11 protein-coding genes are annotated in these 6,834 nt (G+C 60.0%); 6 read left to right on the top strand and 5 right to left on the bottom strand.

Going from position 1 to position 6,834, the window contains the following annotated elements; genetic code table 11:
- A partial coding sequence (locus ACNPM8_RS07020; RefSeq protein WP_448939525.1) for a GNAT family N-acetyltransferase occupies nt 1-962 on the top strand: 962 nt, incomplete at its 5' end.
- On the top strand, nt 959-1,453 hold the full coding sequence (locus tag ACNPM8_RS07015; protein ID WP_448939524.1) for a DinB family protein: 495 nt from the start codon (nt 959-961) through the stop codon (nt 1,451-1,453). The genes ACNPM8_RS07020 and ACNPM8_RS07015, both read left to right, overlap by 4 nt.
- On the opposite strand, the gene ACNPM8_RS07010 is transcribed toward ACNPM8_RS07015, so the two are convergent.
- Entirely contained in the window at nt 1,450-2,154 is a 705-nt protein-coding gene (locus ACNPM8_RS07010) for a hypothetical protein (RefSeq protein WP_448939523.1), read from the bottom strand. The genes ACNPM8_RS07015 and ACNPM8_RS07010 overlap by 4 nt on opposite strands.
- 183 nt (nt 2,155-2,337) lie before the next feature.
- Between ACNPM8_RS07010 and ACNPM8_RS07005 the strand changes: the two genes are divergently transcribed.
- The 3 genes from ACNPM8_RS07005 to ACNPM8_RS06995 are packed head-to-tail and all read left to right on the top strand — an operon-like array spanning nt 2,338 to nt 3,721.
- Nucleotides 2,338-2,769 carry a hypothetical protein gene (locus tag ACNPM8_RS07005; protein ID WP_133833679.1) on the top strand — a complete coding sequence of 144 codons (432 nt, stop codon included), beginning with the start codon at nt 2,338-2,340 and terminating at the stop codon, nt 2,767-2,769.
- A gap of 5 nt (nt 2,770-2,774) precedes the next feature.
- Nucleotides 2,775-3,062 (top strand): transcriptional regulator, encoded by a 288-nt coding sequence (locus tag ACNPM8_RS07000; protein ID WP_133833678.1) that lies wholly within the window; start codon nt 2,775-2,777, stop codon nt 3,060-3,062.
- Nucleotides 3,063-3,103: 41 nt separating this feature from the next.
- The gene (locus ACNPM8_RS06995; RefSeq protein WP_448939522.1) at nt 3,104-3,721 is read left to right on the top strand and encodes an NAD(P)-dependent oxidoreductase; all 618 of its coding nucleotides are present in this window, start codon (nt 3,104-3,106) and stop codon (nt 3,719-3,721) included.
- Between the two features lie 227 nt (nt 3,722-3,948).
- On the opposite strand, the gene ACNPM8_RS06990 is transcribed toward ACNPM8_RS06995, so the two are convergent.
- From ACNPM8_RS06990 to ACNPM8_RS06975, 4 genes are all read right to left on the bottom strand, one after another.
- A complete protein-coding gene (locus ACNPM8_RS06990) occupies nt 3,949-4,710 on the bottom strand; it encodes an isocitrate lyase/PEP mutase family protein (protein ID WP_448939521.1) in 762 nt (253 codons plus the stop codon).
- Between the two features lie 129 nt (nt 4,711-4,839).
- Nucleotides 4,840-5,277, bottom strand: coding sequence for a GNAT family N-acetyltransferase (locus ACNPM8_RS06985; protein ID WP_448939520.1), 438 nt, complete (start codon nt 5,275-5,277; stop codon nt 4,840-4,842).
- A 67-nt stretch (nt 5,278-5,344) separates the two neighbouring features.
- On the bottom strand, nt 5,345-5,731 hold the full coding sequence (locus ACNPM8_RS06980; protein WP_434692851.1) for a VOC family protein: 387 nt from the start codon (nt 5,729-5,731) through the stop codon (nt 5,345-5,347).
- A gap of 56 nt (nt 5,732-5,787) precedes the next feature.
- Entirely contained in the window at nt 5,788-6,267 is a 480-nt protein-coding gene (locus ACNPM8_RS06975; RefSeq protein ID WP_448939519.1) for a GNAT family N-acetyltransferase, read from the bottom strand.
- 235 nt (nt 6,268-6,502) lie between these two features.
- Here ACNPM8_RS06975 and ACNPM8_RS06970 point away from each other — a divergent pair, with 235 nt between their 5' ends.
- Entirely contained in the window at nt 6,503-6,796 is a 294-nt protein-coding gene (locus tag ACNPM8_RS06970) for a Fe-S cluster assembly protein HesB (RefSeq protein ID WP_105657563.1), read from the top strand.
- Nucleotides 6,797-6,834 lie beyond the last annotated feature (38 nt).

The following is a 6,834-nucleotide window of genomic DNA, read 5'->3' as shown; positions in this document are numbered from 1 at the left end:
TGCTGGCCCGCTGCCTGTCGCGAACCCTTGTCCCATGGCAGGCCCAGTGCTTGAATGGGCCAATGGGCCTTAGAATGCTTACCCCCGCCGCGGCGCAGGTTGCCGACCTCGTCGATGAGCTCGCCAGTTGGCAACGCGATGGCCTGCCCCTGCAGCTGCATCCCGGGGATGTGGGCTGGTACGCAATGCGGGGTCTGGAAATCACTGCGCAAAGCCTGCGGGTCTGGGCGGATCGCGAATCGATTTATGCCATTGGCCTGCTCGATGGCCCGGATCTCATGCGAATGGCCCTGCATCCGGACTACGTCGGCATCCAGCCGCTGGCCGAGCAGATCCACACCGACCTCCTCTCGCCGCAACAGCGGATCTTCCCTTCCTCATCCGCCAGCATCGAAGCCCGCGGCGCGACGGCCTTGGGCCAGGTCCTGCAGGCCAACGGGTGGGCTCCGGGCGAAGCATGGACTCCCTTGCGCCGTTCGCTGGACACTCCGGTGCATCTGCCGGAGCTTACCTTTCGACGGGTGGATTCTGCCCAAGCCAGCCAATGGATGGAAGTCCACCTCAATGCCTTTCGCGGCGCCGATTTCTCAGCAGAAGACTTGGCGCGTGCGGTGCAGCGCTGGCATACCATGGCCAGTACTCCCATCTATGCCCAGGGGCAATGCCTGACCGCCTATGACAGCGACATGAACCCGCTGGCTGTCGCAGCGGTCTGGTCTGCTGGTCCCGGACGGCCAGGGCTGCTGGAGCCCATAGCGGTGCATCCGGCATCCCGCGGCCAAGGGTACGGCACGGCGATCAGCCTGGCGGCCGCTGCAGAACTGCGATCCATGGGAGCATCCAGCGCCTTGGTATGCACTGCCAGCGACAACACTGCCGCCGTTGCCACCTATCTCGCCGCCGAATTCATTGCCGATAACGAATCCTGCGACTGGCATCGCGGGAAGAACGAGGAATCATGAAAGTCTCCGAGCTCCTGTCAGACTTGGCCCAGCGGACAGTTGACGCGGTACGCGCGCTTCCGCAGCTGGGCAGTGAACAGCTCAACGCGCACCCGGGCAACCACCCCAACTCCATTGCATGGCTTCTATGGCATTCAGGGCGCGAAGCAGATATCCAGCTCTCGGCGCTGAGCGGTCAGCCTGAACTCTGGGAGCAGTTCCGGGACCGCTTCAATTTGGGCGAGCTCGGCGATTCGATGGGCTTCGGGCACAGTGCCGAGCAGGCTCGCTCGATCATCGTCAACGACCAGCAGCTGCTCCTGGACTATTTGGAGGCGTGCCTTTCCGCGCTCGGCGGCTACGCCTCCAGACTGCGCGAGGAAGAACTCGACGAAATCATTGATCGAAGCTGGGACCCGGCGGTTACCCGTGGGGTGCGCTTGGTATCGATCATTGACGACGCCTCGGTCCATGTCGGGCAGGCTGCCTATGCCGCTGGCGCCTTGGGCTAGGCTGCAGGCAGGCTTTTGGCCCTCTTGGCGATCCACCAGAAGATCACCAGCTGGAGCACCAGTACGATAGCCGAGATGCCGGCATCGCCCCATCCCATCGAATACCCAGCCTGCAAGGTCCCGATTCCACTGGCTACTGGGTAGAACAGCGGCCACAACACCGCGAGGTTGCGCATCATGGCAAAGGCAATCGCGAACAAGATCGCGAAAGCACCGAATCCTGCTGCAGCTGCCGCCGGAACCGAACCGAGGTGCTGAACCATGAAGCCGAGGCCAGTCAGCGCAATAGCTGGCAACCATCCGAAAGCGCGTTCCCACCGCAGATACAACCATCCAAAGACAAAGAACGGTTCCCACAAGGCCAAGAAGTTCGCCGCCAGATGGCTTGCGATATCGGCGCCACTGGCGTTGGCCAAGGTGACCAGCTGGTAGGCGGACCCGGCACCCAGCACCAGGGAAATAGCGAGAGATGCCAGCAGGAGTTTTCTCGTGATCCCCACCCCTGCAAGAGTCTCTCGGCGCCGGTGCAGCACCGTCCAGAGAGGGACAAAGGTTCCGAAGACCAAGATGCCGAGCCAGAGAAAAAGGCTATTAATCGCGGTCCCCGCGTAGTAGCACAGGGAAAACGCCAGCAACGTGGCCAAGGCAATGAGCGTATCGGCTTCAGGTCGCCACGCGAATGCACTCCGACGGTGGCCCATGGCTGTTTCAGATCGAGCAAAAAAGCATTCATGTTGACGTGCCTCGGTGCCGTGGGTTGGTTTAGCTGGCTCCGTCCGAGAATAGCAGTTCCTCAACCGTCCGATCATAAAAAGCATGAACAGATACGGAATTGAAACAAAATACTACTTGCAAATATTGCAACTAGTTGCAAAGATTGAGGCATGAGCCAAGATTCCAGTTCATCCACCCCGCTATCGCCCGGCAAGGCGCAGCAACTGCTGGGCTCGGTCCCCCACCGCCCCCGCCGAGAACTCAAGGCCGTCGATCATGCGATAGCGATCTTGGTCGTTGCCGCATCATTGGCGGCAGGACTGCTGGCGCTGTCCGGATACGGATGGATCGCCGTAGCGCCAGCAATCATTGCCTTATTGTCAGCGAATCACTGGTTCTCTGCGCGGCAACGCCGCATCAATGAACCGCGTTATCGCGGTGCCCGCACGATCCTGGTCCTTTTTGCCACCTGGTTGTTCCTGCCTATTTGGCGAAGCATCGTCCATCATGAAACCGCACCTTGGCCTGAAGCACTGCTGCTGGCAGGCCTCGCACCGGTGCTGTGGCTTGGCTACTACCTCTTCCTGTTAATTCGGCGCTGAGCTCCATGAATTACCAAGAACTTGATCCCTTGCTTCTGGCGCCCAAAAGATTCGTTACGCTGGCGCATCTGAGCCAGGTCGAACGGGCGGATTTCGCTGGACTCCAAGCAGCCACGGGGCTGTCCACCGCCGACCTTTCAAAGATCCTCAAGGATCTGGAAAATCGTGAACTAATCCACCTGTCAAAGGAACGCAAAGACCGCTACGGCATCACCCTCGTGTGCCTGTCGGAGACTGGCCAGCGCACCTTCAAGAAACTGATGAAAACGCTCAACCGTATTGCGGGAGAATAGTGCAGGGCACCTGATGCCTTCACGCTTCAAGGAAAGAACTCATGAAACTCGTTATTATCGGTGGCAACAGCGGAACCGGCGCTGCGCTGGCTGAACTCGCGCGCCAGGCATCCCATGAAGTTACCGTCGTCTCGCGAAGCGGTTCCCGCACCGCGCATGGGCAAATAATTCAGCTCAACGGCGATGCTTCTGATCCTGAATTCGCGGTGCAGGCGATTGCCGGCGCCGACGCCGTAGCTATCACCGTGGGTGGCAGCAAGGGAAAGAAAAATGCCCGCACCAGCGTGACTCGCAGTGTTGTCCACGCGATGCAGGCGAACGGTCCCCAGCGCCTGCTGATCCAGTCTTCCCTGGGCGCCGGAAACTCCGGTTCGCAATTTCCCGGCGTAATCGGTTTCCTCTCCAAAATGCTATTGGCCAAGCCTTTGGCCGACCACACCGAGCAGGAAAAGCTAGTGGAAGATTCTGGCTTGGATTGGAGCATTGTGCGCCCCACCGGATTGGGCAGCAAGCCTGCCCTCGGCAAGTGGACCGCACTGCAAGTTGGTGAACCAGGCCGGCTGGGTGGAAGCATTACGCGTGATGATCTTGCCGCGTTCATGCTCGAAACACTTCAAAGCAACCAGAGCATCAGCAAGGCCTACGGCATCAGCAACTAGTTCGGCTGCGGAAAGCCAGGGGCCTTTGACACCCGTTTGGTGCGGGCCAGTCCCGGCAATGCCGGAGCCTGCCGCCAAGGCGAAATGCCCTGGCGGCAGATTTTCCAACTATTCACAGAACACAAATGTCCTGTGAGGTGCCGGGCTGTGCCCGGGTTGCCGTTCCTTGATGCAACCCGCGTGCGGCCGTCGCCCGCCTGGCGCGCACTGCCTGATCCGGGGAAGGCCTAGAGCCAAGCTCCGAGCTGCTTGCCGGACATCTCCGCCAACCACATTTGCCACAGCGGTCCGAAGCTCACGCGACGAACCCCTAGCTCACGCAAGGCTCCGAGGTCACCGGCGGGGTGCGCGTTGACTGGGTGGGCCGTCACGTTCACCGGAATGCTGACTGCTCGCACGACCTGCGCAACCTGATCGGCATTGGCCAGGGCCACCGGATACACGCTACGCGCACCAGCCTGCTCCATCAGCTTGATGCGCTCGATTGCCTCGCCCAGCGGGTCTGCGAACTTATCGGCCAGCTTCACTGCATCGGTGCGTCCGTTGATCACGAATTCGATGCCTGCTGCATCTGCTGCTTGGCGGACGCCGTTAATGTAGTCCGCATGCTCATGGCGTTCACGGACACGGCCGCCTTCACGGTGGAGAACATCTTCGATATTCACGCCGACAGCGCCCGCTGCCGCAACGCGTTCGAAGAGTTCCTTCGGATCCAGGCCGTAGCCGGATTCAACGTCAGCGCTGACCGGCACATCGACACTGCTGGTGATTCGCTGAACCGCGGCCAGATAGTCTGCGAAGTCCATCTTCTCGCCATCTTCACTGCCCAAGGCATCGGCGACGGGGTGGCTTCCGACAGTCAGCGAGGCGAAGCCAGCGGATGCCGCGATGTTGGCGCTGAAGGCATCCCACACGGTTGGCATGACCAGCAGTTCACCTGAGGCGTGCTGCTTGGCGAGGTTCTGGGCGAGAGCTGAAATTTCAGTCAAGGATATCTCCTAGAGTCGTGACGGAATCCACCCAGTCTACGGCTCGAAGTCCACGATGGAAACAACTGGAAGATGAACTCCCAGGATTCGGCATGAGCGCTGGAACCAGGCATCATTTCAATCCTATTGCTACTTGCCAGGTAGCGGTTTGACCATGATCAAGCAGGGCGTCCCAGCTCCCCAGAGGCTAGCTTCCTCCAGGGGAAGGAAGCCCTGCTTTTCATAGAATCGCCGAGTTTTCGCGTAGCCGGCATCCGGGTGCGAAGGACCCAGGGTCTTGACCTGCAAGAGCTGCACTCCGCCGGCGAGCGCCTCGGCTTCAATGGCTGCGCACGAAGCCGAACCGATTCCACCGCCGTGGTATCCACGGTCGACCACCATCAGATGGATCTCAACGGAGTGGTGGTAGTGCCGTTCTGCCAAGAGCACACCGAGCACTGCGCCTTGGGCATTGCGAACGGTCCAGGTTTCCTTGGTCCGCGCGGACTGGATGTACTCTGCGTTTGATTCAGGTTGGCCAAACCATTCAGGAACGGTGGCAAGCAACCGCGCAACGTCGTCTGGCACGGGATGGTCCCTGGTTGCTGCAAAGCTGGATTGTTCCACGATGGCTCCTGACCGGATAGTACTTGCGCTAGCTAGATGGGGTCATGATTTCCAGACGATTCCCGAAACCGTCGCGGGCATGGAACCGCAGATACCCTTCAAAGGTTTCGCGCTCTGCCCAAGACAGTTCATAGCCCATGGAATCGATACGGCCAGCGAGGGTTTCCCACTCCTCTACCGAGTCGCAGACCATTCCAGGATGCGCTTTCTTGGCTGGAATGAATGGATCGTCTATGCCCAGATGGATTTCCGCCACAACGGCATCTGCGTTGAAAGCGCGGAACCAGCAACCTCCCCTGCCGGCAAGGGAAGGCGGCTTGGGGACTTCGCTTAGGCCCAGGGCTTCACCGTAGAACCGGCGGGCTTCAGCTTCCTGGCCGCGTGGCATCGGCAACTGAACGTGATGGAGTCTCATCTGGGCCTTCCTCGTCGCTGTTGCTGCCAATATACCTGCAAGGAGACTGCCCAGGGCTAGGTTCGGCCAATATTGAAGATCAGGGTTTCAGCCCGTGCTGCGTCACTGTCTGGATCTTCAACCCGGCGTCCTTCCAGCTTGAATCCGGTCTTTTCAAGGACTCGGATGGAAGCTGCGTTTCTCGCATCGCAGGTTGCACTGATCCGTTCCAAACCAAGAACCTCGAATCCCCGACGGAGCAGGAGTCCAGCGGTTTCGGTGGCGTATCCGTTTCCCCAGTATTCTCGATTCAGGGTGTAGCCGATCTCCCCTGCCTTGGCTTTCCGGTCGGTGACCCACACCGACGCTGAACCGATGAGAACATCACCGAGCATGACCGCCTGCAGGACCCTATGCGGTTGCTCGAGCAGTGCATCGGCGAGAAATTCCCGGGTGTCGGCCAGTTGGTTGGGTCCCCATGTCGAGTACTGGCACACCACTGGGTCAGCGGCAAAGGCATGGATTGCAGGCAAGTCCTGCGGTTGAAAATTAGCCAAGCGTATTCCGTGCCCAGCGGCACTCCTGCCGCTGGCTGCCTGAGCGTCGCGCATTATTTCTCCTTTGCAGGGCAACGCCAGTCTATGTGTTGGGGCGGACCCTATCGGGCTGGCGGGGTTCAAGTCCAAGCATGTTGCGCAGCTGTTAAGCGGTGTTGAGATTCGTTGCGTTTTTTGGAATCGTGGCACCCACATGCCCTGAACTTGGTATGTCCTCAACCGGAAGGAGAGCCTCGTGCTCGCACTGACCGACCAAGCAGCATCGATCGTGACCGCGATCGTCACCAACCAGGCCGAGGAAGAAACCGCTGGTCTGCGCATCATGCAGGCAGACAGCACACACCCGGAAGATGCCGCTTTCGGCCTGCAGATTGTCCCCGCTCCCGAAAGCACCGACGGCGTCGTGGCTTCCGAAGGCAGCCCAGTCTACGTGGATGAAGCGATTGCCGACGCTTTGGAGGGCAAAGTACTCGACGCGGCGGTGGATGAGCAGGGTGGCGTAAGCTTCCAGCTCCTTGAGCAGGGCTAATTCTGCACCCTGCCCTTTAGCTTTGGCTGCGGGGGGGG

The organism is Glutamicibacter sp. AGC46 (assembly GCF_053543715.1).
Note: the sequence above shows the minus strand (reverse complement) of the source record. Positions and strands in the feature narration are given on the sequence as shown.